Origin of the sequence: Mycobacterium attenuatum, from assembly GCF_900566085.1 — a bacterium.
In the GTDB taxonomy this organism is placed as follows: Bacteria; Actinomycetota; Actinomycetes; order Mycobacteriales; family Mycobacteriaceae; genus Mycobacterium; species Mycobacterium attenuatum.
Genome location: NZ_UPHT01000060.1, coordinates 16705 through 42240, shown reverse-complemented (window position 1 = coordinate 42240; position 25536 = coordinate 16705). Strand labels below are relative to the sequence as shown.

General features: G+C 66.1%; 22 protein-coding genes, 4 tRNA genes and 2 pseudogenes. 15 read left to right on the top strand and 13 right to left on the bottom strand.

What is annotated here, in order from left to right; all coding sequences use genetic code 11:
* Positions 1-754, bottom strand: a 754-nt coding sequence (locus tag EET13_RS10735; RefSeq protein ID WP_136623146.1) for a PE family protein, incomplete at its 3' end; no start/stop codon positions are given.
* Positions 755-1202: 448 nt separating this feature from the next.
* Here EET13_RS10735 and EET13_RS10730 point away from each other — a divergent pair.
* Both EET13_RS10730 and EET13_RS10725 read left to right on the top strand, forming a co-directional pair.
* Positions 1203-2619, top strand: a pseudogene (locus tag EET13_RS10730) (DUF222 domain-containing protein).
* 49 nt (positions 2620-2668) lie between these two features.
* Entirely contained in the window at positions 2669-3298 is a 630-nt protein-coding gene (locus EET13_RS10725) for a phosphotransferase-like protein (protein ID WP_122442267.1), read from the top strand.
* A gap of 21 nt (positions 3299-3319) precedes the next feature.
* Here EET13_RS10725 and EET13_RS10720 read toward each other — a convergent pair whose 3' ends face one another.
* Positions 3320-4957 (bottom strand): acyl-CoA synthetase, encoded by a 1638-nt coding sequence (locus EET13_RS10720; protein WP_122442266.1) that lies wholly within the window; start codon positions 4955-4957, stop codon positions 3320-3322.
* A gap of 285 nt (positions 4958-5242) precedes the next feature.
* Between EET13_RS10720 and EET13_RS10715 the strand changes: the two genes are divergently transcribed.
* Positions 5243-5899, top strand: a complete 657-nt coding sequence (locus EET13_RS10715; RefSeq protein ID WP_122442265.1) for a DedA family protein — start codon at positions 5243-5245, stop codon at positions 5897-5899.
* An 11-nt stretch (positions 5900-5910) separates the two neighbouring features.
* Here the strand turns inward: EET13_RS10715 and EET13_RS10710 are convergent, their stop codons facing one another.
* Entirely contained in the window at positions 5911-6516 is a 606-nt protein-coding gene (locus EET13_RS10710; protein ID WP_122442264.1) for a TetR/AcrR family transcriptional regulator, read from the bottom strand.
* 151 nt (positions 6517-6667) lie between these two features.
* On the opposite strand from EET13_RS10710, the gene EET13_RS10705 reads away from it, so the two are divergent.
* Positions 6668-7096, top strand: coding sequence for an anti-sigma factor antagonist (locus EET13_RS10705; RefSeq protein WP_122442263.1), 429 nt, complete (start codon positions 6668-6670; stop codon positions 7094-7096).
* A 140-nt stretch (positions 7097-7236) separates the two neighbouring features.
* On the opposite strand, the gene EET13_RS10700 is transcribed toward EET13_RS10705, so the two are convergent.
* The 4 genes from EET13_RS10700 to EET13_RS10685 all read right to left on the bottom strand — a co-directional run bounded on the left by EET13_RS10700 (position 7237) and on the right by EET13_RS10685 (position 13008).
* A complete protein-coding gene (locus EET13_RS10700) occupies positions 7237-7983 on the bottom strand; it encodes a TetR/AcrR family transcriptional regulator (RefSeq protein ID WP_168991092.1) in 747 nt (248 codons plus the stop codon).
* Positions 7984-8152: 169 nt separating this feature from the next.
* Positions 8153-9574: a serine/threonine-protein kinase gene (locus tag EET13_RS10695; protein ID WP_244603853.1), complete on the bottom strand. Its 1422-nt coding sequence runs from the start codon at positions 9572-9574 to the stop codon at positions 8153-8155.
* Positions 9571-9843: a hypothetical protein gene (locus EET13_RS10690; RefSeq protein ID WP_136623145.1), complete on the bottom strand. Its 273-nt coding sequence runs from the start codon at positions 9841-9843 to the stop codon at positions 9571-9573. Before EET13_RS10690 ends, EET13_RS10695 begins: the two co-directional genes overlap by 4 nt.
* A 213-nt stretch (positions 9844-10056) precedes the next feature.
* Entirely contained in the window at positions 10057-13008 is a 2952-nt protein-coding gene (locus EET13_RS10685) for an AfsR/SARP family transcriptional regulator (protein WP_122442272.1), read from the bottom strand.
* Between the two features lie 241 nt (positions 13009-13249).
* Here EET13_RS10685 and EET13_RS10680 point away from each other — a divergent pair, with 241 nt between their 5' ends.
* Both EET13_RS10680 and EET13_RS10675 read left to right on the top strand, forming a co-directional pair.
* Positions 13250-14968: a thiamine pyrophosphate-binding protein gene (locus tag EET13_RS10680; RefSeq protein WP_122442260.1), complete on the top strand. Its 1719-nt coding sequence runs from the start codon at positions 13250-13252 to the stop codon at positions 14966-14968.
* Between the two features lie 143 nt (positions 14969-15111).
* Positions 15112-15453: a hypothetical protein gene (locus EET13_RS10675; protein ID WP_122442259.1), complete on the top strand. Its 342-nt coding sequence runs from the start codon at positions 15112-15114 to the stop codon at positions 15451-15453.
* Between the two features lie 75 nt (positions 15454-15528).
* Here the strand turns inward: EET13_RS10675 and EET13_RS10670 are convergent.
* Positions 15529-15600: transfer RNA gene (locus tag EET13_RS10670), tRNA-Val, on the bottom strand.
* Positions 15601-15770: 170 nt separating this feature from the next.
* Here EET13_RS10670 and EET13_RS10665 point away from each other — a divergent pair.
* The 3 genes from EET13_RS10665 (at position 15771) to EET13_RS10655 (ending at position 16035) form a co-directional block, all read left to right on the top strand.
* A tRNA-Gly gene (locus EET13_RS10665) sits at positions 15771-15843 on the top strand.
* A 29-nt stretch (positions 15844-15872) separates the two neighbouring features.
* A tRNA-Cys gene (locus EET13_RS10660) sits at positions 15873-15946 on the top strand.
* Positions 15947-15960: 14 nt separating this feature from the next.
* Positions 15961-16035 (top strand) — tRNA-Val (locus EET13_RS10655).
* Positions 16036-16144: 109 nt separating this feature from the next.
* On the opposite strand, the gene EET13_RS10650 is transcribed toward EET13_RS10655, so the two are convergent.
* The 4 genes and pseudogenes from EET13_RS10650 to EET13_RS10635 all read right to left on the bottom strand — a co-directional run bounded on the left by EET13_RS10650 (position 16145) and on the right by EET13_RS10635 (position 19020).
* Positions 16145-16525 carry a type II toxin-antitoxin system VapC family toxin gene (locus EET13_RS10650; RefSeq protein ID WP_122442271.1) on the bottom strand — a complete coding sequence of 127 codons (381 nt, stop codon included), beginning with the start codon at positions 16523-16525 and terminating at the stop codon, positions 16145-16147.
* Positions 16522-16770, bottom strand: a complete 249-nt coding sequence (locus EET13_RS10645; protein ID WP_122442258.1) for a type II toxin-antitoxin system Phd/YefM family antitoxin — start codon at positions 16768-16770, stop codon at positions 16522-16524. Before EET13_RS10645 ends, EET13_RS10650 begins: the two co-directional genes overlap by 4 nt.
* Positions 16771-17026: 256 nt before the next feature.
* Positions 17027-18573: pseudogene (locus EET13_RS10640) on the bottom strand (tetratricopeptide repeat protein); the annotation flags it as partial.
* Positions 18574-18690: 117 nt separating this feature from the next.
* The gene (locus EET13_RS10635; RefSeq protein ID WP_168990741.1) at positions 18691-19020 is read right to left on the bottom strand and encodes a DUF732 domain-containing protein; all 330 of its coding nucleotides are present in this window, start codon (positions 19018-19020) and stop codon (positions 18691-18693) included.
* Between the two features lie 188 nt (positions 19021-19208).
* Here EET13_RS10635 and EET13_RS10630 point away from each other — a divergent pair, with 188 nt between their 5' ends.
* Positions 19209-19727, top strand: a complete 519-nt coding sequence (locus EET13_RS10630) for a hypothetical protein (protein WP_122442256.1) — start codon at positions 19209-19211, stop codon at positions 19725-19727.
* Complete coding sequence (locus EET13_RS10625; RefSeq protein ID WP_244603852.1) at positions 19708-20307, top strand: GNAT family N-acetyltransferase; 600 nt, start codon at positions 19708-19710, stop codon at positions 20305-20307. The genes EET13_RS10630 and EET13_RS10625 overlap by 20 nt, the downstream gene beginning before the upstream one ends.
* Here EET13_RS10625 and zapE read toward each other — a convergent pair.
* A complete protein-coding gene (zapE, locus tag EET13_RS10620) occupies positions 20225-21298 on the bottom strand; it encodes a cell division protein ZapE (RefSeq protein ID WP_122442270.1) in 1074 nt (357 codons plus the stop codon). The genes EET13_RS10625 and zapE overlap by 83 nt on opposite strands.
* Between zapE and EET13_RS10615 the strand changes: the two genes are divergently transcribed.
* From EET13_RS10615 to msrB, 4 genes are read left to right on the top strand one after another with little or no spacing between them, the layout of a single operon-like run.
* Complete coding sequence (locus EET13_RS10615) at positions 21297-22091, top strand: pyrimidine reductase family protein (protein WP_122442254.1); 795 nt, start codon at positions 21297-21299, stop codon at positions 22089-22091. The genes zapE and EET13_RS10615 overlap by 2 nt on opposite strands.
* Positions 22092-22107: 16 nt before the next feature.
* Positions 22108-23676 (top strand): alpha/beta hydrolase, encoded by a 1569-nt coding sequence (locus tag EET13_RS10610; RefSeq protein ID WP_122442253.1) that lies wholly within the window; start codon positions 22108-22110, stop codon positions 23674-23676.
* A 22-nt stretch (positions 23677-23698) separates the two neighbouring features.
* A complete protein-coding gene (gene aftC, locus EET13_RS10605) occupies positions 23699-25000 on the top strand; it encodes an arabinofuranan 3-O-arabinosyltransferase (protein WP_122442252.1) in 1302 nt (433 codons plus the stop codon).
* A gap of 53 nt (positions 25001-25053) precedes the next feature.
* Positions 25054-25461, top strand: a complete 408-nt coding sequence (gene msrB / locus EET13_RS10600) for a peptide-methionine (R)-S-oxide reductase MsrB (RefSeq protein WP_122442251.1) — start codon at positions 25054-25056, stop codon at positions 25459-25461.
* The last annotated feature ends 75 nt before the right edge of the window (positions 25462-25536 follow it).

The window sequence follows — 25536 nt, the reverse complement described above, 5'->3', positions numbered from 1 at the left end:
GTTCGGCAACCCCGCCGGTACCACCGATCCCGCCCGTAGTGCCCGCCGCTCGGACACCACCGAAACCGCCGGTTCCCCCGCTGCCCACCAGCCCAGTAGCCCCGCCGACACCGCCGACGCCGCCCACTCCGCCAGCGGCTGCCGCTCCGCCAGCGCCTCCGGTGCCACCGTTGCCCAACAACCATCCGCCGGCCCCGCCGGCGCCGCCGGCGCCGCCGTTCCCGGCTACCGCATCCCCACCCTTCCCGCCGATTCCGCCGTTACCGAACAAACCCGCATCTCCGCCGGCGCCACCGGGCTGACCCGCCGCACCCGAACCGCCCCTACCGCCGTTCCCCAGCAAGAGCCCACCCGGGCCACCGGCAGCGCCGGTGCCGTCGGCGCCGTTGGTGCCATTGCCGATCAGCGGACGACCGAGCAGCGCCTGGGTGGGCGCATTGATCAATCCCAGCAAGTTTTCCAACGGCGCTGCGTTGGCCGCCTCGGCGGCCGTGTACGCGCCCGCGCCCGCCGCCAGCGCTGCCACGAACTGTTCATGAAACGCCGACACTTGCGCGCTGAGAGCCTGATAACCCTGCGCATGCGATCCGAACAAGGCCGCGATCGCTGCCGACACTTCATCTTCTGCTGCCGCAACTATCGCCGTCGTCGGTAAGGCTGCTGCCGCATTGGCGGCCTTGAGCGCAGAGCCGATCCCCGCCACGTCCGACGCCGTCGTCGCCATCCATTCCGGCGCCACCACAACAAACGACATGTGCAACCTCCCGACAGGACAACGCATCAGTTGCCAGGAACCATGAGGGACCGTTGAGCACTCGGCAGCAAAATCCTATCGCCGCAGCGAACACCTCGAGGGCATTTCAGCCAAGGCGAGTCGCCGTTGGCTAGGGCGACCAGATGTTGTGGTCAGCGTCCCTCGACGGTCGGCACTTTGGCTACCGCCCGGCGCACCGGTGCTGTCAATACCAGCAAACATGCTTGGCGGCGGATGCGGTAGGACGTTGCCCGGCGGCAGCGTGGACAACGCTCAGCTTCGCCAAGCGATCAGCGACGTTCGTCAGCTGGCCGGAACCACCTTGCGGACAAGGGCAAACTCGCAGCGTTGCTGCTCGGCGCGACGGAGTTATCCACAGTCCGAAGTTCATCCACAAGCGATGCCGCGGACCCGATCGGGTGTCACGCCCATCGATATGATCGAAATCATGTTCGAAGACGGCGCGCCGGGGTCTGCGGCTCTGGACCTCCTCAGGCCGGCGCAATGGGTCACCGCAGTCGAGAGGGCCTACCGGCAGGAGTCGGCCCTGACCGCGCGACGCCTCTCCTACGTGGCGGCGTTGCTGCGTCACCGCAGCGCCGCCGAGCGCCGTGACTCCGATCTGGCCTACGCGACCGTCGACGGTGCCCGAGCAGACGTGCGCCGAGGTAGCGGCGGCGTTGAATGTATTGGCGTACAGCGCAATTGATTATCAGCCGCACCGACCTGGTCAATGACGACAAACTGGTCGCCAGGCTCGACGAGTCACTTTTTGCACGTATCAGCGGGAGCGCCAGCGTCGCGCCGATGACGAACCCGAGATCGGCATCACGCTTCATCTCGACGGCATGGCCGAGCTGTGGGACAGCGTAACCGGCGCAGACGCCACCGCCTTCGACCGCAAATTGTCGCAGTCGGCAAAGGGCGTGTGCCGCAACGACCCACGCACCATCGCACAGCGTCGCGCCGACGCATTGGGAGCACTGACCCTAGGTGGCGCCGCGTCCCGCCGATGCGGATCGAGCGCCTGTCCGGCCCGGCCCGGCCGGGCAGCCGCACCAACCGGCGCACAGGTGCTCGTCAACGTCATCGCCACCGCTGACACGCTGTCGGACGAAAGCCAACAACCCGGATACGTCGAGGGCTACGGCGTCATCGATGCCGACCTGGTCTGCGACCTGACGGCCTCGGCGATTCATCGCCTCGCCACGGGCCCACCCATCGGCGCCGACGCCTTGACGTATCACCCCTCGGCGGTACCGCAGCGCGCGGTCCGCTGCTGTGATCTGACCTGCCGCTTTCACGGATGCAGCCGCGCGGCGCGGGCGTGCGATATCGATCACACCGTCCCGTTCAACCACGCCGACCCCGGCGCCAGCAGCCTGACGGTGCCCGCAAAGCTTAGATGCCTATGCCGAAAACATTAGCGGCTGAAGACATTTCACGGCGGCATCACCGGCTGGCGGGACAAGCAACTGTCCGACGGTACCGTGATCTGGACTTCGCCGACCGGCAAGACGTATCGGACGGTGCCCGCCGGCGCCGAATTGTTCTCGAGCGCTGCGCCGCGGCGATCCCGGACCCGCGCCGACAAGCACGCCGCGCGGATCGCGCGAGCCCGCAACCGCAACCACGTTCAACGCCGCGCCAACGCCGCCGAACAAGAGTTGCGGCAGGCGCGGAAAGCAGAGATCGAAGCCCGCAAATTTCGAAACCACATGCGCGACATGCTGTTTCTCTGAAAGGGCGCACCGAGCACCAGCCCATTTTGTACTTGGGTGAACGATCCTCGTGAATCCGAGGAACTCCCGCCCGACTGGCGGCCATCGCCGCCACCCCCATTGCCCGACGATCCACCCTTTTAACCGGCAACGGCCCGCATCTGGCGGGCTACTGCGCTACCCTCATTCGGCTATGGCTGAGACAGCACCGGGCAAACTCATCATCCTCAACGGCGGATCCAGCGCGGGCAAGACATCGCTGGCGTTGGCGTTCCAAGACCTGGCCGCCGAATGCTGGATGCATCTGGGGATCGACCTGTTCTGGTTTGCGCTGCCTCCGGCACAACTGGACCTCGCGCGCGTGCGACCCGAGTACTACACGTGGGACAGCGTGGTTGAGGACGACGGCCTCGACTGGTTCACGGTGCACCCCGGTCCGCTCCTGGATCAGGCCATGCATGCCCGGCACCACGCCATCCGGGCCTACCTGGACAACGGCATGAACGTGATTGCCGACGAGGTGATCTGGAAGCGTGCCTGGCTGGTGGACGCGCTCCGGATTTTCGAGGGCTGCACGGTGTGGATGGTGGGAGTCCACGTCTCCGACGCCGAGGGCGCCCGCCGGGAACAAGAGCGCGGCAACCGGTACCCCGGGTGGAACCGGGGCAGCGCCCGCGCCGCCCATGCTGACGCCGAGTACGACTTCGAATTGGACACCACGGCCACCCCGGCCCCGGTGCTGGCCCGGGAACTGCACGAGCGCTACCGGGCCTGCCGCGAGCCCACCGCTTTCAACCGGTTGCGCAAGCGATTCGTATCCTGAACAGGTCCCGAACTGAGCGAGTCAAACTCGTGGTGTCACTTGAGCTTTCGCCCACCGATAATCCGCCTTGCCGGACGGCGAACGTTGCACCCGGCTGCAGAAGACAATGTCCTTCGGTAGCTTGTAGCGAGCGATGTGACGAGCGGCCTCGGCGATAATGCTGTCCGGGTCGGCATGGCGGCCCTCCACCAGCTGGACGATCGCGACGACTTCGCTTCCCCACCGGATACTGGGACGGCCCGTCACCACCACGTCGTACACAGCGGGATGCTCGGCGATTGCGGCCTCGACCTCTTCGGCAAAGATCTTTTCCCCGCCGGAATTGATGGTGACCGAATCGCGGCCGAGCAGCTCGATTCCGCCGTCGGAGGCCCAACGGGCCCGGTCGCCGGGAACCGAATGGCGAATCCCTTCAATGACGGGAAACGTTCGCGCAGTCTTCTCGGGGTCGCCAAGGTATCCGAGCGGTATCAGACCCTGCTGAGCCAGCCAGCCGACTTCGTCGTCTCCGGGCGACAGGATCCGGGTCATGTCCGCGCTGACCACCACCGCGCCCGGGTTCGGAGCGAAGCGGCCGGAAGCCCCCTGTGTACGGGTGGACACCTGGCCCATCTGCGATCCGGACTCCGAGGACCCACCCGCGTCCAGGATCGCCAGTTGCGGCAGCAATTCCACGAAGCGCTGCTTGATCGGTGCGCTGAGTGCGGCTCCGCCGGTGACCAGAATCAGCAGCCCGGACAGGTCGTAATCGCCGGACTCGAGTTCGTCGATCAACGGCCGGCCGAAGGCGTCGCCAACGATCGACAGCGACACCACCCGCTCCCGGCTGGCCAGCGCCCACACTTCGGCCGGATCGAAGTGGGTGGTCGTCGGCGCCATGACAAACGTCCGTCCGCCGCACAGGTTGATGAATGCCGCCCACTGGGCCGCGCCGTGCATGAGCGGCGCCGCCGTCATCGAACCCGGCCCCTCCGGACGCGACCGTTCGACGATCTCGTCCAGGCTGGTGGCCATCTCGCCGGTGCCGAAGGCCCGTCCGCCCATGGCGTTCATGTAGATGTCGTGCTGACGCCACAGCACCGCTTTGGGCATCCCGGTGGTGCCGCCGGTGTAGAGAACGTACAAATCGTCGGGTGACGGAGTGACGTTGAGCGGCTCGTCGGACGTCGCGGCCAGCAGTTCCTCGTATCGCACCGCCCCGGGCAGCGGATCGTTTCCCGAGTGGTCGTCGACATGGATCAGACGCGGCTGCCGGCCGCATCTCTGTAGCGCCTCCGCCAGCGTAGGAGCGAAGCGGGCGTGGTAGACGACGGCGTCGGCTTCGGCATTGCCAAGCAGGTACACCAGTTCGTCGGCAACATAGCGATAGTTGACGTTGAACGGGGCGACCCGGGCGTGGTAGGCGCCGATCATCGCCTCCAGGAACTCGTTGCAGTTGGCCATATACAAACCGAGGTGGCTCTGCCCCGATTCGTAGGGTGCCAACTCCGAGCGTTCCCGGCGAACGCCGAGCCCCCACCGGTGCAGGGCGTGGGCGAATCGGCGGGCGCGTTCGTCGGTCTGCGCGTAGGTGAATCGCCGGTCCCCGAACACGATGCAGTCGCGATCCGCATTGGCCGCCGCCACCGCCGAGAACACCTGGGCGATATTGAATTCCACTGACCGGCCTCCTGGCGATCTGACTGCCGAAATGTGTCATCTCAGGGATGACGTCCGGCGTCGTCCCCACGGCTGCCACCAGGGGATTTCGACCTTGTTATGGGGGTGCAGCAGAATCCTGCTCGGCCTGCTGCCCGTTCTGTTTCGGGGATCGTAGCCCCCGAGCCATCCGGTGCGCCCTACGGCGGCCCCGACGGAGCGCGTCGGCAGCGCCCGGCGTGCACTCTTGGCGTCACACGCCTCGTTACGTGGGCGCGGCTCAGCTGTGTCAGGCATCCTTTAGCAATGGATGTGGAAGCCCTGCTGCACTCGATCCCGCCGCTGGCGGTGTATCTGCTGGTAGGCGGCGTAGTCGGGATCGAGAGTCTGGGCATTCCCCTTCCCGGGGAGATCGTGCTGGTCAGTGCGGCGCTGATGTCGTCGCATCATGACCTGGCCGTGAACCCCGTCGGAGTCGGCGTGGCCGCCGTGATCGGCGCTGTCGTCGGTGATTCGATTGGTTACTCGATCGGCCGCCGATTCGGCATGCCACTGTTCGACCGGCTCGGCCGGCGATTTCCGAAGCACTTCGGCCCCGGACATGTCGCGCTCGCCGAGCGCCTGTTCAACCGCTGGGGAGTTCGCGCGGTGTTCTTCGGTCGCTTTATCGCTTTGCTGCGGATCTTCGCCGGGCCGCTGGCCGGCGCCTTGAAAATGCACTATCCACGTTTCCTGGCCGCCAACGTGTCGGGTGCGATCTGTTGGGCTGGTGGCACCACCGCGCTCGTCTATTACGCCGGGGTAGCGGCTGAACGTTGGATGCAACGCTTCTCGTGGGTCGCGCTGGTCGTGGCCGTCGTGGTCGGGATCACCGCGGCGATCCTGCTGCGCGAGCGCACGTCGCGGGCTATCGCCGAACTCGAGCAGCAGCACTATCGCGAGGCGGACACCACGGCCGCCTGAGCAGAACTCATCTAACCGGGCGCCGCACGGCCGGGCCGATGCTGCTCGATGAGGACCCGCGCCATCTTCTGGGCGCGATGGGCCGCCTCGGAGTCCCCGACAGCCGCCAAGATCATGGCTCCCTTCATGAGGATGTGCCAGGACCAGGCGAAATCATCCACGTCGCGGAGCCCCGCCGCCACCGCCCGGCCCCGCACGATGCCACGAACGTGATCGATATGGGCAACGCAAGCCTGGCCGACCGGGTGATCGCGCCCCAATTCGAGTAGCACGTTGATGAATGAGCAGCCCTCATACCCGTCGCGACTTTGGAACCAATCGTGAAGTACGTCGAAGATTGCCAGCAATTGTTCCTCGGGGGTGTTGCCCAGCTCCCGCGAGCGTGCCTCGATCAGACCGTGTGTCCAGAGTTCTTCGCGCCGCTGCAGCGCCGCGAGTACCAGGTCGTTTTTAGTCGCGAAATGCCGGTACAGCGTGGCCCTGGCCACACTGGCTCGCTCAATCACCTCATCGGTGCCTACCGCTCGGATACCGCGCCGGCTGAACAGTTCGTAGGCGGCCCCCAGTATGCGCTCACGAGCGGGAACAGCCGGCGTGGCGAACTCCGGTACGGCCATAGCGAACCCTAACCATACTCTCAGACCACGGGTGTAGACAGACCGTCCTGTCTCGTTATACAAATGAAATCTAACGAACCAAGTCTGTCTTCAGACGCGCAGGACGGGCATCCATCGCGGCGCTACCGCGCCAGTCGATTAGGAGTGCGCCATGAGCGTGGTTACAGCAGAACCGATCACCCCTCACTTGATGCTCAGCACGCGGCTTGTCAGCGAGTTGGGTGACCCGCGGAGCACCTTGCGGGCAACCACCGACCGCAACGGAGCGGCGGTGTTGATACACGCGGGCGGCGAGGTCGATGCCTGCAATGAACATACTTGGCGCCAGCTGCTCACCGAGACGGCCGCCGGCGTCCCCCACGAGGGGTTGTTCGTCGTCGACATCACTGGCCTGGATTTCATGGGTTGTTGCGCCTACGCCGTGCTGGCCGACGAGGCCGATCGGTGTCGTCGCCGCGGGGCCGAGCTGCGCTTGGTGACTCCGCATTCGACTGTCGCCCGTATCGTGGCAGCCTGCGGGTTCAGCGACTTATTGCCCGTGTACCCGACAGTGGACTCTGCCCTGCGGTCGCGCTGGTAGGCCGGACGGTTGGCTGTTCGGCTGTTCGTCTAGGACGCGAACTCCTCGGCCCGGCGCGCGATTCGAGCCGAGCGATCGTTCGGCGCGGCTACGGGAATGCCGATGTGGACGCCCGAGTCCGCGCTCGTTGCGGCTGACCCTTACCCGGCAGCGCCCTTGAGGCCGCCGCTGAACGCGTAGGCGTCCTCACAGGCGTCCTCATGAGCGCCGTCATGGACGCGGACGACGCCGAGCCCCGCGTCGGATGTCACCCGGCGCGGGGTCGCCTGCACCGATTCGCTGTGGTGAACGGACGGAGGCCCGACCTCCAACACCGACCGCACCGCCGCGCGCAGATACTCGCGCAAAATGGGCGAGCTGTATCGCTCACCCCGCTTGGTGATCCACTTGGGCAGGTCGACAATGCACGTTGCGATCAGGTCGACTGCAGCCGTATCGCTGCGTCCCCACAACGCTATCGCCAACTGCGACATGACGGCCGTGAATTCACTATTGAGAGCCAGCAGTTGTTCGGCGGTCTCCTGCGGCATCGGGTGGCGCACGACCTTCTCGCGACGCACGGTCAGCAGCAACGCCGCCGAAGCCGGATACAGTTCGGGATACAGAAGTGACGTCTCCGCGGCTGCGTGCACCCCTTCCGACGGATCCCGAGACTGCGTGTTCGCGTCGGCAACCATATTGCTCAGCAGATTCAGGAAGCGGCGCTCAGCACGAATCCACGTGCGGCCAAGCAGTCCCCCGCGCGAGTGGAAGCTACGATAAATCGTGCCATTGGAAATCCCGGTAGCCTTGGTGAGCGCTCGAATTGTCAACGCTTCTATTCCATTTTGCGCCACCAGCTCTTCGGCGGCATCGAAGACGAGGTCGGGATTAAGCCCAGTACTCAACACGGCGTGATCGCTCCTTCGGAGAATTCGTAGAAACGTGTATACGGGCGCAGGTAAATCTAAAGACATGTCCGACCTCGCCTCGTTTTTTCTCGCTGACTATGACAATATTGCCGAGCCGATATTCGGTAAGTGTTCGCCGATCATGAAATGCAGTGGCCCCCCGTTTTCAGCCGACCAAGAGCCGCGATGGCATCGGCTCAGGGGAAGTCGTTCCGGCGGTAACGCCGCCCTGTTCGACCGTCGTGACCCGCACGTAACCGGAATGGTGCTGAGCGCCCGAGTGATGACGATGAGCCATCGCCAAGGCGAGGTAACCGAGCAATAGCGCGATCGCCACGATGACCGCTGCCGCCTTGCCCAGCCTTCCCAGCGTTCGATTCCTTGTTGCACCGCCAGCCCGCTGCGGCGGACTTGGAACAGCCGGCTCCTCCCGGAGCCGCTGCGCCGGCCCGCAGGTGCGGTGCGCAACGGGGTCCAGCTGGGCTCGGCTGCGACGTGGAAGATGCGGCAGCGCCGGACTGCAACCGGCGGTCATGGTGGCCCGCACCGCCCTGGCGAACTCGCCGGCGGTTTGGTAGCGATCGCCGGGGTCTTTGGCCATCGCGGTGGCAATGATGTCGTCGAGAGCGGCCGGCAGTCCTTCCACCCAGGCACTGACTCGCGGGGCGGGCTGATGAATGTGGGCCAGCATCACCGCGCCCAAGTCGGAGCGGTCGTCGTATGGGGCGTGACCGGTAAGCAGATGGAAAAGCGAGCATCCCAACGAGTAGATGTCGGTGCGACTGTCGAGAGGCCAGCCCTGCAGCAGTTCCGGGGAGGCATAGGCCACCGTGGTGATCACATCACCGGTTCGCGTCAGCCCATGGTTGTCATTGCCATTGCGAGCGATGCCAAAGTCGGCCAGCACCACCCGCTCCCCCTCGCCGGGCAGGCCCGGAGACAGCAGGATGTTCGCCGGTTTGACATCGCGATGCAACATGTTGCGCCGATGCAGATGATCCAAGGCCATCGCCACCCCGCTGACGATGAACTCGGCGCGCGTCGGACTCATCCGTCCGGCACGCAATTCCACCTCGGCGTCCGTTCCACGCACGTACTCCATCGCGATCCACAACGCACCGTCCGCGGTGGCACCGCGGTCGTAGACAGCGACGATGTTGGGATGATGCAGCCCGGCGGCCAAGTCGGCCTCTCGCATGAACCGCGCACGATACCGCGAGTCCCGGGCCTGGGGACCGTCGAGGACCTTGAGGGCGTCGCGGCGGGGCAAACTGGGATGACGGGCCAAATACACCGTTCCCATTCCGCCCGATGAGACGACAGCCTCGATGCGGTAGCCCGCCACCAAAGTTCCTACGCGCCAGGCCGGATCGCCGCTCCAACAGGTCGGCGCGGGCAGCCTGGCCGGATACCCGGCCGGCGATGTGCGCTGCATGGGGCGGCCCGCAACCGCACGGCGGAGCCCGCGATCACTGTTGCCTTCATAACCAGCCACGGCTACGGTGGCGAACCGAAACGGAGTTCGGCCATCGAGCGTCGGCGGCAGCAGCCGCAACTTGCGATACACATCAACACGGCGGGTCTTCATCGCCGGAATTCCCGGCGCGCGACCCCCCACAGTCGATCAACCCAGCCGGATACCCAGGTCGAAAGCATCTGCATACTCGACGCAGGGAGCTGATCCAGCCACACCGCCGGACCGGTCTGCATCAACAGGAACCGGCACAGTTGCACTACGACCCAGACCACGCCCGCCGCCGTCCCAAGCAACGGCAGCCACCACGACGGCGAGTTCTGGGCGTCCAGGACTTCCGCCATGTCACTGACCGCGTCGAGGTACAGCCGGGGTCCTGGCATCCGCATCACCCGCCAACGTGATGTGCTTGCGCAGCAGCGCAGAACTCGAGGGTGTTGCTCGATGTGGGCCGCATCTTCGTTGACACCGCGGTGACTGCCTTCCGGACAAAGAGACTGCTACGGGTCAACTGTGCGGCCCAGGCATTGGGAAACTCTTCGCCAACTATGAAATGCTCTGGTCAGATGGCTATCTTGGCGGACCGGAGAGCTTGGTCAGCACGCCGATACGGTGTCGTCTTCGTACTGCCGCCGCAGGCTCGATCGGGTCCGCGCCACGACCTCGGCGATGCCGGCGGGAGCGCTGAGCGCGTCGAGACCGGCAGCACCCAGGCGTTCGAGAAGAACGTCCATGTGGGCCGGGGTCAAGGGCGCCGGTTTGGCCGCGTTCATGAAAGCCCAATGGAGGAATGCAGCGTCCTCGTACGCACCTACCCGAATCAACAACCGCGCGACATAACGCAGGGCGAGCCATTGTTCGGTCACGTCGCCGAACCGTTCCCAGTGCTCGAGCACGCCGATGAACATCTGAGCCGCCACCCGGGCATCGCCATAGACCGAACGGATCGCGGCGGCCTCCATCAACGCACTGCCGTACACCCAGAAGTTCTGTACGTCGGCGGCCAGCCGCGCGGAGTCATCGAACAGGGCCAGGGCACGTTCGGGTTCAGACCTTCTGAGCAGGTAGCCCAGCGCGAAGTAGGCCATCGACCGCGCGGTCGGGTTGCCCGTGTTATCGGCCGTCTGCACGGCCTCCTGTGCCGCTGGGACGGCAGCGTCGTCGTTGCCCAGCACTCCCTGGCAAATCGCGAGGGTAAACAGCGTCCACCCCAGCCTTGTCGGGTTCGCGTCGCGGCGCGCGTGTTCCGCCTCCGCGGTCCAGTACGCGCGGGCCGCTTCCGGGTGGCCTTCGAACAGTGCGACGTCATTGAGCACGTCGTCGGGATTTATGACGCGCGCGCTGCTCCGGGGCGGCCGTCGCCCCTGGGCCTGAATCGCCAGCGACTTGGCGCGCGCAAAGTCGGCGCGAGCCCAGGCGGCCCGAGCGGCCGTTCCCACGATCGCCGGGAACAACGGGTGGTCGGGGTCAGCCACGGCGATGACGCGCTCGGCCCATTCGGCCACCTCGTATCCGACGCGCCAACCGACCAGCTCCGGCACGGCGGCGACGAGTCGCATCGCAAGGTCGATGTGGTGTTCGTCCAGCGCATGCTCGAACGCCGCGCGCAGGTTGTCGTAGTCGGGCAATACCCGCTCGACCCATTCACGCTCCTGCGCACTGAGCATGGCAGCCCCGGCCCGCTCGGCGAGCTCGGTGTAGTACTCCGCATGCCGCATCGCACAGCGCCGATCAATACCGTTGTCCCGCAGCCGTTCTCGTCCATACACTCGCATCGTCTCCAGGACGGCGTAACGGGCATGTTCATCGACGGCGCGCACCACAACCATGGACTTGTCGACCAAACAGGTCAGTAGCTCGAGTGTGTCGTGCTCGGCGGCGCCCTCGGAGGCGCATATCCCGTGCGCGGCTTCCACGTCGAAACCCCCTGCGAACACCGAAAGCCGCGCAAACAACGCCTGTTCGGGTTCGGTGAGTAACCGATACGACCATGCGATCGTCTCGGCAAGACTCTGCTGCCGGGGCAGCACACCGCGCTTGCCGCCACGCAGCAGCCGCAAGTAGTCCGGGCGCCGGGCCACGTCGAGGCTGCTCATCACCCGCATCCGCGCCGCTGCCAACTCCACGCCCAGCGGCAGGCAATCGACCCGTCGACAGATCTCGATCACTACCCCCATCGGCTGGTCGTCGAGGGTGAAGTCCGGTCGGCTGGCCAATGCCCGATCGACGAACAGCCGGGTGGCGTCCTGGACCGCCAACGGCGACACGGGCACAATCCGCTCACCCTCGACACCCAGCGGTTGCCGGCTGGTGGCCAGTACGGATATCCGCGGGCAGTAACGCACGATCTGCTCGACAAACCGTCCCGCCGGCTCCAGCACGTGCTCGCAATTGTCGAATACCAGTAACGCCTCCCGCGACCGCAGGTACTCGATCACGGATTCCTCGATGTCCATGCCGTGCTGTTGGCGCACCCCCACACACGCCGCAACCGTGTGTCTGACCGCGTCGCCGTGCTCCAGCGGCCCCAATTCACAGATCCACGCACTGGCGGCGAAGTGCCCCTTTTCGCGGCGCGCAACCTCGAGAGCCAGGCGCGTCTTGCCGACGCCGCCAACCCCGACCAACGTGACCAGCGGGGCCAGGAGCAGGGCTTCCATCGTTTGTGCCAATTCGCGCTCGTGGCCGACGAAACTCGTCAGGGGGCGCAACAGATCCGACTGTGGTCGCTGGTGAAGCACGAGTGGGGGCGCCGGCGCGGAATGGTAGGCCGGCGCCCACCCATCCGCGGGAACCGGGCGGGCCTGCTGCGTCGCGGCCTCGCCGGTGAGTATCTGTTGATGCACTGTGCGCAGTTCGGGACCGGGATCGACGCCGAGTTCCTCGACAAGCTGTTCCCGCACCCGGCGGTAGGTATCCAGAGCCTCGGCCTGCCGACCGCAGCGGTACTGGGTCAGCATCAACTGCGCCGCCAATCGCTCGTCCAACGGGTGCGCGGCCTGCGCCGCGGAGATCTGGACCAGCAACTCGGCGTGCCTGCCAACTCGCAAGGCCGCATCGTTGCGGTCCAATTCCACCGAGAGCCGTTCCGCCTGCAGGGCACGGCGGACGTCGTTTACCCACGGCGTGTCCAGCGACACGAACGGCTCACCCGACCAGATGTCCAATGCCTCGTCGAACAAGCTCGCGGCCTCATCGGGATCCGGGGTTTCCCGGGCCTGCGAGGCCAGGGCGCGGAAGCGGTACAAGTCCACCGATAACGGGTCTACGGCAAGGACATATCCGCCCGGCTCACGAGAAATCGTTGTCTCACCCGCCCCGGCCAGCAGATTTCGCAGCCGAGACACATAACCCGCCAAGGAGTTGCGGGCACGATACGGCGGCCGGTCCGACCATACGCGGTCGACCAGCTGATCAACCGGGATAGGCCGATTCACATCGATCAGCAGTGCCAGCAGCACGCACCGCTGGCGAGCATGACCGATTTCCAGTCGTCGCCCATCAAGTCGGGCTTCGACGTCGCCGAGCAAAGTAAACTCGACCGTCATCCAGCAACCCAATCTGCAGATCGCGGCCAGCGTCGCGGTTGTGCGGTGGTGGGCAGCATACGACGAGTGCGCGTCCGTCAGTGCAGTACGACCGGATTCGCGACCGTCGTGTTGTGCCATACCCGTTCCGGGTCGGCTGCTGCCGACGAGGATCGAAGTTAGGTGACTTCAGGCTCTTCTTCTCACCCGACCGCCGGTGGTGCAATCCATGGATTAGCGACTCACGCTTGGGAGGTTGACGATGACCGAGATCACCGGCGGCGAGCTGTTCGCCCGTTCGCTTCAGGCCGAGGGGATCGAATTCCTCTTCGGTCTGCCGTCCCCGGAGATCGACCCGCTTCTGGCGCAACTGGACGCGCACGGCATCCGGCTGGTGCCGGTGCGCCACGAAGCCGCCGGGGTGCACATGGCCGAAGGTCTGTACAAGACGACCGGCAAGGTCGCCGCGGTGCTGGGCAATCCCGGACCCGGATCGGCCAACCTGCTGCCCGGTGTGGTGACCGCGCTGCACGAAGGTGTTCCGGTGCTGGCCATCACCTCCCAGCACCGGCTCGGGATCGTCTATCCCGCACCGCCGTCGACCTTTCAGGGCCAAGACCAGCTCGACCTGTTCCGGCCCGCTGTCAAGTGGGGTGGCCCCATCTTCGAGTGGGCACGCATTCCCGAGGTACTGCGCCTGGCGTTCCGTGAGATGCACAACGGGCGGCCGGGACCCGTCCACGTCGAGCTGCCGGCGCCGATTCTGTATGAGACCGGCGATCCACGGACGGCGCCGGTGTGGCCGCCCGCCGCTTACCGGATTGGGCCGCCGCAGCCCTCGGACCGCCAGCTCGACGAGGCCGCCGAGCTGCTTGCTGCCGCCCAGCGGCCGGTGGTGATCGCCGGCCAGGGCGTCGACCGCGCCGATGCGCGCGATCGGGTGCTCGACGTCGCCGAGCTGCTGGGCTGCCCGGCCATCAGCTCAATGGCCGGGCGCGCTTGCGTCCCGGCCGATCATTCGCACTATGTGTTCGGGTTCGGCCCGGCCGGCGATCTCGCGCGCAGCGAGGCCGACGTGCTTCTGGTGGTCGGCTCGCGGATGGGGAACCTGGACGTCCCCTACGACACCTACTGGGGCCACCCGGAGGGCAAGCGGGTGATCCAGATCGACATCGACCCAAGCAATTTCGGCGTTACGCGGCCGCTGCACCTGGGCATCCTGGCCGACGCGGGAGTCGCACTCGACGGCATCGCCGCGCGGCTGCGCGCGGCCGATCTCGGTGTCCGCGACGGCGCCGACCTGGCCCGCTACCGCCAGCTCGACGAGCAGGTACGGATGCAGATGGCGACCCCGATCCTCGAATGGCAGGGCCCGGGCATCCATCCCGCGCGCGCGGTCGGGGTCATCGGCGCGGTGTTCGGCCCGGAAACGGTGTACACCGTCGACGGGGGCAACACATCGCTGTGGGCTTACAACGTGCTGCCCCCGACGCGGCCCCGCTCGTATCACTCGATTCTCGAACTCGGGATGCTGGGCACCGGGATCCCGTCGGCGATCGGGGCCAAGCTGGGCGCGCCCGAGCGCGAAGTCGTGTGCGTCACCGGCGACGGGGCGGCCGGTTTCAACGTCATGGAGCTGCAGACGGCTGCGCGCGAGGGCGTCGACATCACCGTGGTGGTGTTCGCCGAGGGTTCCTGGACGATGGAGGAGCTGAACGAACTTCAGTTGTACGGAACGACTTTCGGCACGGCTCAGGGCGAAATCCGATGGGACATCGTCGCGCAGGGACTCGGCTGCCATGGCGAGTACGTGGAGCGGATCGAGGATCTCGACGGTGCGCTGCGGCGTTCGGTTGAGCACCGCGGTCCGAGTCTGGTATGTCTGCGGACCGATCATGCCGCCAACCTCGCCATCCCCGCCGAGATGACGGCCCGGTTCTTCGAGGTCTACTCCGGCCCGGCCAAGCCGGCCTTCATCTAGAGGCGCCGGGCGGCCTATGAAGCCATATGGAGGCCTGCGATGGGGCGGCGCGGGGCCAAGGTGCACATGGCCGATGTCAACACCGCGGCAGCCGCGGCGGTTGCCCACGAATCGGCTGCAGCGCACCGGATTACACCGTCGACGTGAGTCGGCCCGAGGACGTCGACAACGCCGGCATCGGCCACGGTGGTGACCCTGCGCCCTGGCATCATCAACACCGCGATCGTTCCCGACGGGATCATGCGGCCACCAGGGGTCTCGACCATGACAAGATCGCGGCTTTCTACGACAAGCATGGCGCGCCGCCGGGTACCTTCGCCGCGGCGGTGTTGGATGCGCTGGCAAGGCCCTGCCTCGTGGTGGTGTCACGTCGGTCGCAGGTGCTGGCGCCTTATCTGTCGCAGCGGCTCTCGCCATGGCTGACGCAGTCGCTCGCCCGCGTTATCACCAAGGAGGGTCAGCCGCTGTGGGCGACGCGGGTGTGACTTTGTGGCGCCGCACAGCCCCCGGCTGTAGTGCACGAGAGGCCATAAAATCGCTCTGACCTGAATGTTTACTTGTGGTCCCGGCTGGGATCGAACCAGCGACCTTCCGCGTGTGAAGCGGACGCTCTTCCACTGAGCCACGGGACCGCGCCGAGCGGCAACGAGGTCGAAGACTAGCACGATCGGCGCCTGGGCCGAACGCGCTACCTGGGCCGGCGATAGCCGAAGCGTCCCAAAGTAACCTGGACATTTGTGTGCGCCGGGTCACGTGGACTATCGTCGTGCTTCGCACCGGGCGACGATCTCGTCCGTTGCGCGCGGATGTAGCGCAGTTGGTAGCGCATCACCTTGCCAAGGTGAGGGTCGCGGGTTCGAATCCCGTCATCCGCTCGAAGGTGCAAGTGGCATCAATCCCCCGCGGTGGAGTGGCCGAGTGGTGAGGCAACGGCCTGCAAAGCCGTGCACACGGGTTCGATTCCCGTCTCCACCTCCAGATTGCAATCCCCGGCGCGATTAGCTCAGCGGGAGAGCGCTTCCCTGACACGGAAGAGGTCACTGGTTCAATCCCAGTATCGCGCACCAAAGTTTTCGCAGGTCAGAGGCGGTTTTGCATTAAGACCGCTAACGGCTGCCGACTAAGCTGAGGCCGAACCCGATCGAGTACCGCTGTGGCCGGGCGGTCATCCAGGGTTCAGACTGCCACCACCTCGAGCAGGTCGTCGAGGCCGCCGAAATCATCCGCGTTGCGGGTATAGAGCCGGGCCGCGTGAGCGTGGGCGGTCGCCGCGATCAGCAGGTCCATCGATCGCGCCCGCGGCTGACGTCCCGCCTCAATGACGGCCGCGGCCAACTGCCCGTAGCTGGCCGCCACAGCGTCATCCAGCGGCAGCGCGTCAAACTTGCGCTGGAGGACCATGAGGCGTCGCAGTCGCTCGGAGCGCATCTTTTGCTGCTTTGCCACAAGGACCCCGAAATGCAGTTCGGCCAAAGTTACTGCGCTGATCGCCAGCTCGCCCGCCAGGGGGGGGACGTCGGTCGCAATGACCACACTCGTGTCCAGAACTGCTCTCACCGCGTCGTCCACGGGTCGATGAGGTGATCGGCTATTGCCTCACGGTCGGCATTCCAGGCGGGATCTGCGGGTCCCGCGAACAGGTCGGCCACCTCGGTCCACTGCCTCCAGGATCGAGACGCTGCGGGAACGAGGCGTGCGCCGGGGCGACCGGCCACAGTGATGGTGATCTCCTCTCCTAGCTCGGCGCGTCTAACGAGTTCGGAGGCGTTCTGCCGGAGTTCGCGCAAGCCAACGGTTTTCACCTAATCATGGTAGCATATGTTCAACTTGTGCTACCCTCAATGCCATCGCTGCTCTCGACAAAGCCCGGTGGCAGCCTTACGAAGCACGAGATTGACTGCAATCGAACTGGAAGCCACTCGACTCGCCGGTGTCGACCGCGGCCGCGGAAGCCCGCCTCAGCACGCTGAGGACGGTCCGCAGCACCAAGGACAACATCGACGCCGGCAAACGCGCACTGTACGAGGCACTAGAACAGTCCCGCGGCGCGAAAGGTGACGCTACCTCGGCGGTACGGCCGAGCCGCTGCAGGCATTCGTGATACCCGTGCAGGCTCCACACGTTCCCGGGGTGCTGACAGGACCTGGCCAGCGTCGCCTCCAGACCAAGGTCGGCGGCATATACGGCCGCCGCCTCTTCGACGTGTCCCTGTTCGAGCAGCAACGCACCGTAGGCGTGCCGGGTGGGTTGCATCCAGCCCCACGGCTCGTCGTAAGGCAGCGTGTCGTCGAGTTCGACCGCGCGTCTCAGCTGAGTGAATGCCTCGTCGAAACACGTTTCACGATAAGCGATTTCACCGTCAAGCATGGCGGCGGCCACGGCCAGGATCTCTCGACTGGTGTTGTTGAACAGGCACCGCGAGCGCGGTATCCGGTTGTACGCCTTCGTGAACGCGGCGCGCTCGGTACGTGCCCGCGCCAATTGGCCGGTGGCCGCCAGCGCAACACCGCGCCGTAGTGAATTGTGGCCGTGGTGGTGCAGTACAGCTCGAAGTTGTCCGGCAGTGGCTGCGCGATCAGCTCGTCCCATCGGCCGAACCGCACCAGGACGTGCGTCCGCAGCGGCACGAACGCCTCGAGCCAGTCGGCCATCGGCGGGGATTCGATCGACAGCAACTCGGCGGTCAGTTGACCGGTCAGCTCGTCGGCGGCCTGCAATGCGGTGTGCAGCCGTCCTTCCAGCATCGCCGAATAGACGATGAAGTGCAGATCATGCGCGCGGTACAGGGAGTAGAAGTTCAGCGGGCCCGCACGGCTTACAAAACGCCGGTCCGCTTGTATCGCAGCAAGATTGGCCAGCACCGAGCTGCGGTAGTCGCCGCACAGCACGTCGATGTGGCTGGGCATATGCTGCAGATGCCCGGCGTCAGGCACCAGGCCGCGCAACAGGTCCGCTGCGGGCAAGGCCTGCTCCGGAGTCGCCGACATCTCCATGGTGTGCAGATACAGGTGCAGGACTCCCGGATGTTCCCGACCGGCCGGCGTGGCCAGCGCCCTATCGAGGATCCGCTTGGCCTCCACCACCCGTGAACCCGCCGCCGGCTCGCCGGTTGCGGAGTCCCATAGTGCCCACGCGGTGACATTGACCAGCGCATCGGCGGCCAGCGCCTGCACATCGACGTCGTCCGGATAGGTCGCGGCCAGCGAAGTCATCGCGTCGGCATAGCCGGTGACGCCGGCATTCAGGCCGCCGGCCGGAAACCGCGCCCGCAGCGCGGTGATCAGGCCATGCTCCACCCGGCTGGCTCGGCCGCGCTCGGCCAGTCGCAGTTCGGCACGCGCGCGGGCCAGCGACCCGCTCAACTCGACTGGATCGAACGCCTCCCACGCCTTGTTGTAGTTGAGCCCGACGGCATAGGCGATTCCCCACCGCGCGATCGCCAGATCGGGGTCGAGTTTCAGAGCTGCTTCGAAGCAGCGAATCGCCTCTTCGTGGTTGAACGCATACGCCCACACCAGCCCCCGATCAAACCAGATCTGCGCTTGCGCGGACGTGGTCTCGATTGGCCGGTGATACGAGCCGAGGTCGAAATACTCGGCAGCTATCTCCGCACCCTAGCGCGCCGGGAGAACCCGCACCGGAAGCTAATCTGGCGACGCTCCAGCGGCGTGTCCCGTCGTGCGGTTCACCGTCGGCGTTCGGGCGGCGTGACCGAAAGACCTTCAGCCGCCGCTAGCGGGCTTGGTGCTACCGGGCAGTTGGTCGGGACAGTAGACACCGGCCGCGATCGCGGTGAACCTGGCGGCGTTGGACTGCGTCAGTTTCGGGCTGAGGTCTTGCAGGTATTGGACGACCTCGATGGCCGACTTACCCTCCTTGGCCATATCACACACCTTCTTACCCGTGGCGATCGTGGCATTGGCGTTCTGGTAGGTGATGCCGGCGGCTCCCAATGCGACCAGGAAAGCTTGATCTTGCTTGTCGTCGGCGCGCACCGGCGCCGCCAAGCCGACGACGGCGGCAACGCCGGCCAGCAGCAATAGGAGTCTCATGACCTCCGAATTGTCCCAAAGCCGCCGAGAGGATGCACCGCGCGCGGCGAACAGCAGGTGAACTTTGCATGATGTTGGCGGCCCACAACCGTTCGCCCGACGGCACATGCCCCCCGGACCCCTCCCCTTCCCGTTACGGCGTGTGTCATCATGCGAAGGTCCCCGAACCGGGAGCCGAGGAGGCACCGATGCAGCGCTTGCTGATCATCATTTCCACCTTCCTCGTCGCCGCAGCGGGTGTCCCGGCACTAGACACCGCCCGCGCGTGGGCCGGCGACGCACCGATCGGCCACATCGGCGACACGCTACGGGTGGATACCGGCACCTACATCGCCGACGTCACCGTAGGCAGCGTGGAGCCGGTCGACCCCCCGCCGGGGTTCGGCTACACCCGCAGCGGTGTCCCGGTGAAAAGCTTCCCCGGCAGCGCGGTCAACCGAGCCGACGTGACGGTCCGCGCGGTCCGGGTGCCCAACTCCTACATCATGGCGACCAACTTCAGCTTCGACGGAGTCACCCAGTTCGCCGACGCGTACAAGCCGCGGCCCTGCGACGCACCCGATTGGCTGGACGCCGCGCTGGGCAACGCCCCGCAGGGCGCAATCGTCCGCGGCGGAGTGTATTGGGATGCCTACCGCGACCCGGTCTCCGTGGTGGTCCTGCTGGACAGGAAGACCGGCCAGCACCTTGCCCAGTGGAACCTCTGAGCTGGCCGTTCGGATCATCACGACGGATTCCGCCGACGCGGCCGAGTTGGCGGCCGTTGCCGCACAGACCTTTCCGCTGGCCTGTCCGCCCTCGGTGGCCCCCGAGGACATCGCGTCATTCATCGACGCCAACCTGTCGACAGCCCGGTTCGCCGAGTACCTGGCCGATCCGCGGCGCGCCATCCTGGCCGCCCGGGACCAGGGTCGAATTATCGGTTACGCCATGCTCGTTCGCGGTATCGACCGTGATGACTCGGCCGAGTTGTCAAAGCTGTACGTGCTGGACGACTTTCACGGCACGGGGGTGTCCTCGACGTTGCTGGGCACCACGCTGGCCACCGCCGCCGAGTGGGGCGTTCACCGCATATGGCTGGGAGTGAACCGGAGAAATGTTCGCGCCCAACGCTTTTACTTCAAGAATGGGTTCACGGTCAGCGGAACCAGGACGTTTCAGCTGGGCGATCACCAAGAGCACGACTACGTCATGACCCGAGCCGTCAGCGGGCGGTCAGTGCCAACAGGCGCGACGTGGCCCGCAGATACTTCTTCCGGTAGCCACCAGCCAGCATCTCCTCGCTGAAGATGGTGTCCAGCTTCGCCCCGGAGGCCACCACCGGTATTCCGGCGTCGTAGAGGCGGTCGGTGAGCGCAACCAGTCGCAGCGCTACGTTCTGGTCGTCGATGCCATGCACGCCGGTCAAGAACACCGCTGTCACCCCCTCGAGCAACGTCAGATAGCGCGACGGGTGCATGGTCGCCAGGTGCGCACACAGGGCGTCGAAGTTGTCGAGGGTCGCCCCGTCGGCCCAGGCGGCCCGAGCGGCGACGTCCTCGTCCGACAACGGCGGCGGCGCGGGCGGCAGATCGCGGTGCCGGTAGTCGGGCCCCTCGATCCGTATCGTGGTGAAAATGCTTGCCAGCGTGTGGATTTCACGCAGAAAATCTTGGGCGGCAAAGCGTCCTTCGCCCAGCTGCTCGGGCAGCGTATTGGAAGTAGCGGCCACCGACACCCCGCGCTCGACCAGCGCGGACAGCATCCGCGAGATCAAGGTGGTGTTGCCGGGATCGTCCAGCTCGAACTCGTCGATGCACACCGCGGTGTAATGCGCCAGCATGTCGATGCATTCGGCGAAGCCGAAAACACCGGCTAGCTGGGTCAACTCGCCAAAGGTGGCGAACGCCTTGGGCCGCTCGCCGGGCAGCGCGTAGTAGGACGACGCCAGCAGATGGGTCTTGCCCACACCAAACCCGCCGTCCAGGTACAGGCCGACTCCCGGCAACACATCCCGCTTACCGAACAGCTTCTTGCGGCCCGCCCGCCGCTGCACAGCCTGCTGGCAGAACTGCTGGCAGGCCACGACCGCGGCGGCCTGAGTCGGCTCTTCCGGGTCGGGCCGATACGTCGCAAAGCTCACCTCGGCGAAGGTGGGCGGCGGCCGCAGTTGAGCGATCAGGCGTTCCGGCGACACCGTGGGATGCCGATCCACCAGGCGGCCCGGCCGGCCGGAAGCTCCCGCAGCGGTGGACCCGTGCATGCTGGCACTGTAGCGGCGTGCTGCAATCAGACCCATGCCCGACTTCGGGGCCGGCCCGGCCGCCAACCGATCCGCCGGCATCCGCCTGACATTGCTCGGGTCCGACCGCACGCTCGACGAATCCGGCCTAGCAGAGCTCTACGGCTATCCGCCGGACCTCCACGTCATCTGGTTACGGGCCAACTTCATCAGCAGCGTTGACGGCGGTGCGACCGTGGCAGGCACCAGCGGCGGACTCGGTGGGCCGGGCGACCGCGCCGTCTTTCATCTGCTGCGTGAGCTGGCAGACGTCATCGTCGTGGGCGCGGGCACCGTGCGGGTCGAGGGTTACTCCGGTGCCCAGCTCGGTGTCACCGAGCGCGGCCAGCGGCAGCTGCGGGGCCAAAGCGAGGTCCCGCAACTGGCCATCGTCACCAAGTCCGGTCACCTGGCCCGGGATCTGGCGGTGTTCACCCGCACCGAGGTGCCGCCGCTGGTGCTCACCACCGCGGCGGCCGTCGACGACACACGCCGGCGCCTCACCGGCCTTGCCGAGGTGATCGACTGCTCCGGCACCGATCCGGCCAAGGTCGACGAAGCTGTGCTGCTGGCCAGGCTCGCCGACCGCGGCCTGCGTCACATCCTCACCGAGGGCGGGCCGATACTGCTCGGATCGTTCATCGAGCGCGGCTTGCTCGACGAGCTGTGCCTGACGATCGCGCCGTTTGTCGTGGGCGGTCTGGCCCGGCGCATTGTCACCGGACCGGGCCAGCTGAAGACCCCGATGCGCTGCGCTCACGTGCTCACCGACGACGCCGGTTATCTGTATACCCGCTACGTCAGAGGCTGACGTTACTGTGGTCGGCATGAGTCGGCGCATCACGTCCGCAACGATCCTGGTCTCGCTGGCCTGCTCGGTGACCATGGTGTTGGCCGGCTGCGTCCCAATCCTTGGCGCTGACCCGCGCTTCGCCACCTATAGCGGCGCCAAGCCGCAGGGCGTCGCCACCACGACACCACCACCTAGCGGCCCCCCACCTATCGCGGCTCCCAAGAACGATCTGTCCTGGCGCGACTGCACTTCTCAGGTCTACGGCAACGCAGCGATCCCCGCCGCGCCGGGCATCAAACTGGAGTGCGCCAGCTTCGACTCCGACCTCGACCCGCTCAACGGTGGGTCCGGGTCGATCACCATCGGTGTGGTGCGGGCCCGTTCCGGCCAAACCCCGCGCGACGCGGGACCTCTGGTGTTCACCACCGGTTCCGATCTGCCGTCTTCCACCCAGCTGCCGGTGTGGTTGTCGCATGCAGGGTCCGACATCCTGCGCAGCCACCCGATCGTCGCCGTTGACCGCCGGGGCATGGGCATGTCGACTCCGATCGATTGCCGCGACCACTTCCAGCGTGACGAGATGCGCGACCAGTCGCAGTTCCAGACCGGCGACGATCCGGTGGCCAACCTCTCGGCGATCTCGAACGAGGCCACCACGAGCTGCACCGATGTCATCGCACCCGCTGATTCCGCCTACGACAACGGACACGCCGCCTCTGATCTGGAGCGGCTGCGCAACCTGTGGGATGTGCCGGCACTGGCGCTGGTCGGCATCGGCAACGGCGCTCAGGTGGCGCTCACCTATGCCGGCTCGCGCCCGGACAAGGTGGCCCGGTTGATCCTGGACTCGCCGGTCGCGTTGGGTGTCAGCGCCGAGGCGAAGGCCGAGCAACAGGTCAAAGGCCAGCAGGCCGCGCTGGACGCGTTCGCGGCGCAGTGCGTCGCGATCAACTGCGCGCTGGGTCCGGATCCGAAGGGCGCCGTGAGCGCGTTGCTGAGCACGGCTCGCTCGCTGCGGGGGTCCGGAACCTCGGTCGCGTCGATCGCCAACGCGATCACCGCCACACTGGGCTTTCCGACCGCCGACCGCATCGGCACCACCACCACGCTGGCCAACGCGTTGGCGGCCGCACGCGGGGGCGACATGAATCAGCTGTCGAACTTGATCAACCGCGCCGACGGCCTTCAGGACACCGACGGCCAATTCGTCAATTCCTGCAGCGACGCGGTCAACCGCCCGACGCCGGACCGGGTTCGCGAACTAGTGGTTGCCTGGGCCAAGCTCTATCCCCAGTTCGGCACGATCGCCGCGCTCAATCTGGTCAAATGCGTGCACTGGCCCACCGGTTCGTCGCCGCAATTGCCGAAAGACCTCAAGGTCGACGTCTTGTTGATGGGTGTGCAAGACGACCCGATCGTCGGCGTCGACGGGGTCGCGCAGACCGCTGCCACGGTCATCAATGCCAACGCCGCGAGCAAGCGGGTGATGTGGCAGGGCATCGGCCACGGCGCCAGCATCTATTCCTCCTGTACGGTGCCGCCGCTGGTCGGTTATCTCACCGACGGCAAGCTCCCCGGAACCGACACCTACTGTCCCGCCTGACACCTGCCGGCCAGCAGCCCCGGTGTACGGTGCGCTGGTGACGGCAGCTGACACAACTCGAACCCGCCTACGCGCATCGATGCTGGCCGCATTCCGTCCCCGCACCGGCGCACCGAGCACGGCGTCGATAGTGCGGGCGGCACTCTGGCCGGCCGCGATCATGTCGATACTGCATCGCACTATCGTGCTGACCACCAACGGAAATATCACCGACGACTTCAAGCCGGTCTACCGCGCGGTGCTGAACTTCCGGCATGGCTGGGACATCTACAACGAGCACTTCGACTACGTCGACCCGCACTACCTCTACCCGCCGGGCGGCACGCTGCTCATGGCGCCGTTTGGATACCTGCCGTTTGCGCCGTCGCGCTACCTGTTCATCTCCATCAACGCCCTGGCCATCCTGGTCGCGGCCTACCTGTTGCTGCGGATGTTCAACTTCACGCTGGCCTCGGTGGCCGCGCCCGCCCTGCTGCTGGCCATGTTCGCCACCGAGACGGTGACCAACACCCTGGTGTTCACCAACATCAACGGTTGCATCCTGCTGCTCGAGGTCCTGTTCCTTCGGTGGCTGCTCGACGAGCGGACGAGCCGTCAGTGGATGGCCGGGCTGGCCATCGGATTGACCCTGGTCCTCAAGCCCCTGCTAGGTCCGTTGCTGCTGCTGCCGCTGCTGAACCGCCAGTGGCGGGCGGTGCTGGCGGCCATCGTGGTGCCCGTCGTTGTCAACCTGGCCGCTCTGCCGCTGGTGAGCCACCCGATGGACTTCTTCACCCGGACCCTGCCCTACATCCTGGGCACCCGTGACTACTTCAACAGCTCCATCCAGGGCAACGGCGTGTACTTCGGCCTGCCGACCTGGTTGATCGTGTTCTTGCGGCTGCTGTTTACCGCCCTCGCGATCGCCAGCCTGTGGCTGCTGTACCGCTATTACCGCACCCGGGATCCGCTGTTCTGGTTCACCACGTCGTCGGGCGTGCTGCTGCTGTGGTCGTGGCTGGTGATGTCGCTGGCCCAGGGCTACTACTCGATGATGCTGTTCCCGTTCTTGATAACGGTGGTGCTGCCCAACTCGGTGATCCGCAACTGGCCGGCATGGTTGGCGATCTACGGCTTCATGACGCTGGACCGCTGGCTGCTGTTCAACTGGATGCGGTGGGGCCGCGCCCTGGAATACCTGAAGATCACCTACGGCTGGTCGCTGCTGTTGATCGTCACGTTCACCGTGCTCTACTTCCGCTATCTGGATGCCAAGGCCGAAAACCGGCTAGGCGCTGGTATCGACCCGACCTGGCTGACGGCCGAGCGGGAGCGCGCGCGGTGATCGCAAGCGCGGGGGACCCAACGGGTCACCGCCATTGGCGCTAGCGTGGACGTATGACGCGTCCGAAGCTGGAACTGACCGACGACCAGTGGCGCCAAAGGCTCACCCAGCAGGAATTCGACGTCCTGCGCCGGGCCGGCACCGAGCGACCCTTCACTGGCAAGTACACCGACACCAAAACCGAGGGCGTCTACCAGTGCCGGGCATGTGGTGCCGAATTGTTCCGCAGCACAGAGAAATTCGAGTCGCATTGCGGCTGGCCCTCGTTCTTCGACCCGGCGAGCTCCGAAGCGGTCATCCTGCGTCCCGACCACTCGCTGGGGATGACACGCACCGAGGTTGTCTGCGCGAACTGCCACAGCCACCTGGGTCACGTGTTCGCCGGCGAGGGCTATCCGACGCCGACGGATCAGCGTTACTGCATCAACTCGATCTCGCTGCGCCTGGTCCCGAGGGACTAACGTCGCCGAGACGGTAATTTCGCAGGCCCTTACTCGCACTTTCGCTGCAGAATTTCAGTTTCGGCGGATGTGCCC

What these genes read in the sequence shown, in the direction of transcription:
- msrB (WP_122442251.1), top strand. Translation starts at nt 25,054, where the DNA reads ATGACGCGTCCGAAGCTGGAACTGACCGACGACCAGTGGCGCCAAAGG.
- EET13_RS10680 (WP_122442260.1), top strand. Translation starts at nt 13,250, where the DNA reads ATGACCGAGATCACCGGCGGCGAGCTGTTCGCCCGTTCGCTTCAGGCC.
- zapE (WP_122442270.1), bottom strand. Translation starts at nt 21,298, where the DNA reads ATGGGTCTGATTGCAGCACGCCGCTACAGTGCCAGCATGCACGGGTCC.
- EET13_RS10690 (WP_136623145.1), bottom strand. Translation starts at nt 9,843, where the DNA reads ATGCCAGGACCCCGGCTGTACCTCGACGCGGTCAGTGACATGGCGGAA.
- EET13_RS10685 (WP_122442272.1), bottom strand. Translation starts at nt 13,008, where the DNA reads ATGACGGTCGAGTTTACTTTGCTCGGCGACGTCGAAGCCCGACTTGAT.
- EET13_RS10705 (WP_122442263.1), top strand. Translation starts at nt 6,668, where the DNA reads ATGAGCGTGGTTACAGCAGAACCGATCACCCCTCACTTGATGCTCAGC.
- EET13_RS10725 (WP_122442267.1), top strand. Translation starts at nt 2,669, where the DNA reads ATGGCTGAGACAGCACCGGGCAAACTCATCATCCTCAACGGCGGATCC.
- EET13_RS10615 (WP_122442254.1), top strand. Translation starts at nt 21,297, where the DNA reads ATGCCCGACTTCGGGGCCGGCCCGGCCGCCAACCGATCCGCCGGCATC.
- EET13_RS10610 (WP_122442253.1), top strand. Translation starts at nt 22,108, where the DNA reads ATGAGTCGGCGCATCACGTCCGCAACGATCCTGGTCTCGCTGGCCTGC.
- EET13_RS10715 (WP_122442265.1), top strand. Translation starts at nt 5,243, where the DNA reads ATGGATGTGGAAGCCCTGCTGCACTCGATCCCGCCGCTGGCGGTGTAT.
- EET13_RS10695 (WP_244603853.1), bottom strand. Translation starts at nt 9,574, where the DNA reads ATGAAGACCCGCCGTGTTGATGTGTATCGCAAGTTGCGGCTGCTGCCG.
- EET13_RS10635 (WP_168990741.1), bottom strand. Translation starts at nt 19,020, where the DNA reads ATGAGACTCCTATTGCTGCTGGCCGGCGTTGCCGCCGTCGTCGGCTTG.
- EET13_RS10710 (WP_122442264.1), bottom strand. Translation starts at nt 6,516, where the DNA reads ATGGCCGTACCGGAGTTCGCCACGCCGGCTGTTCCCGCTCGTGAGCGC.
- EET13_RS10630 (WP_122442256.1), top strand. Translation starts at nt 19,209, where the DNA reads ATGCAGCGCTTGCTGATCATCATTTCCACCTTCCTCGTCGCCGCAGCG.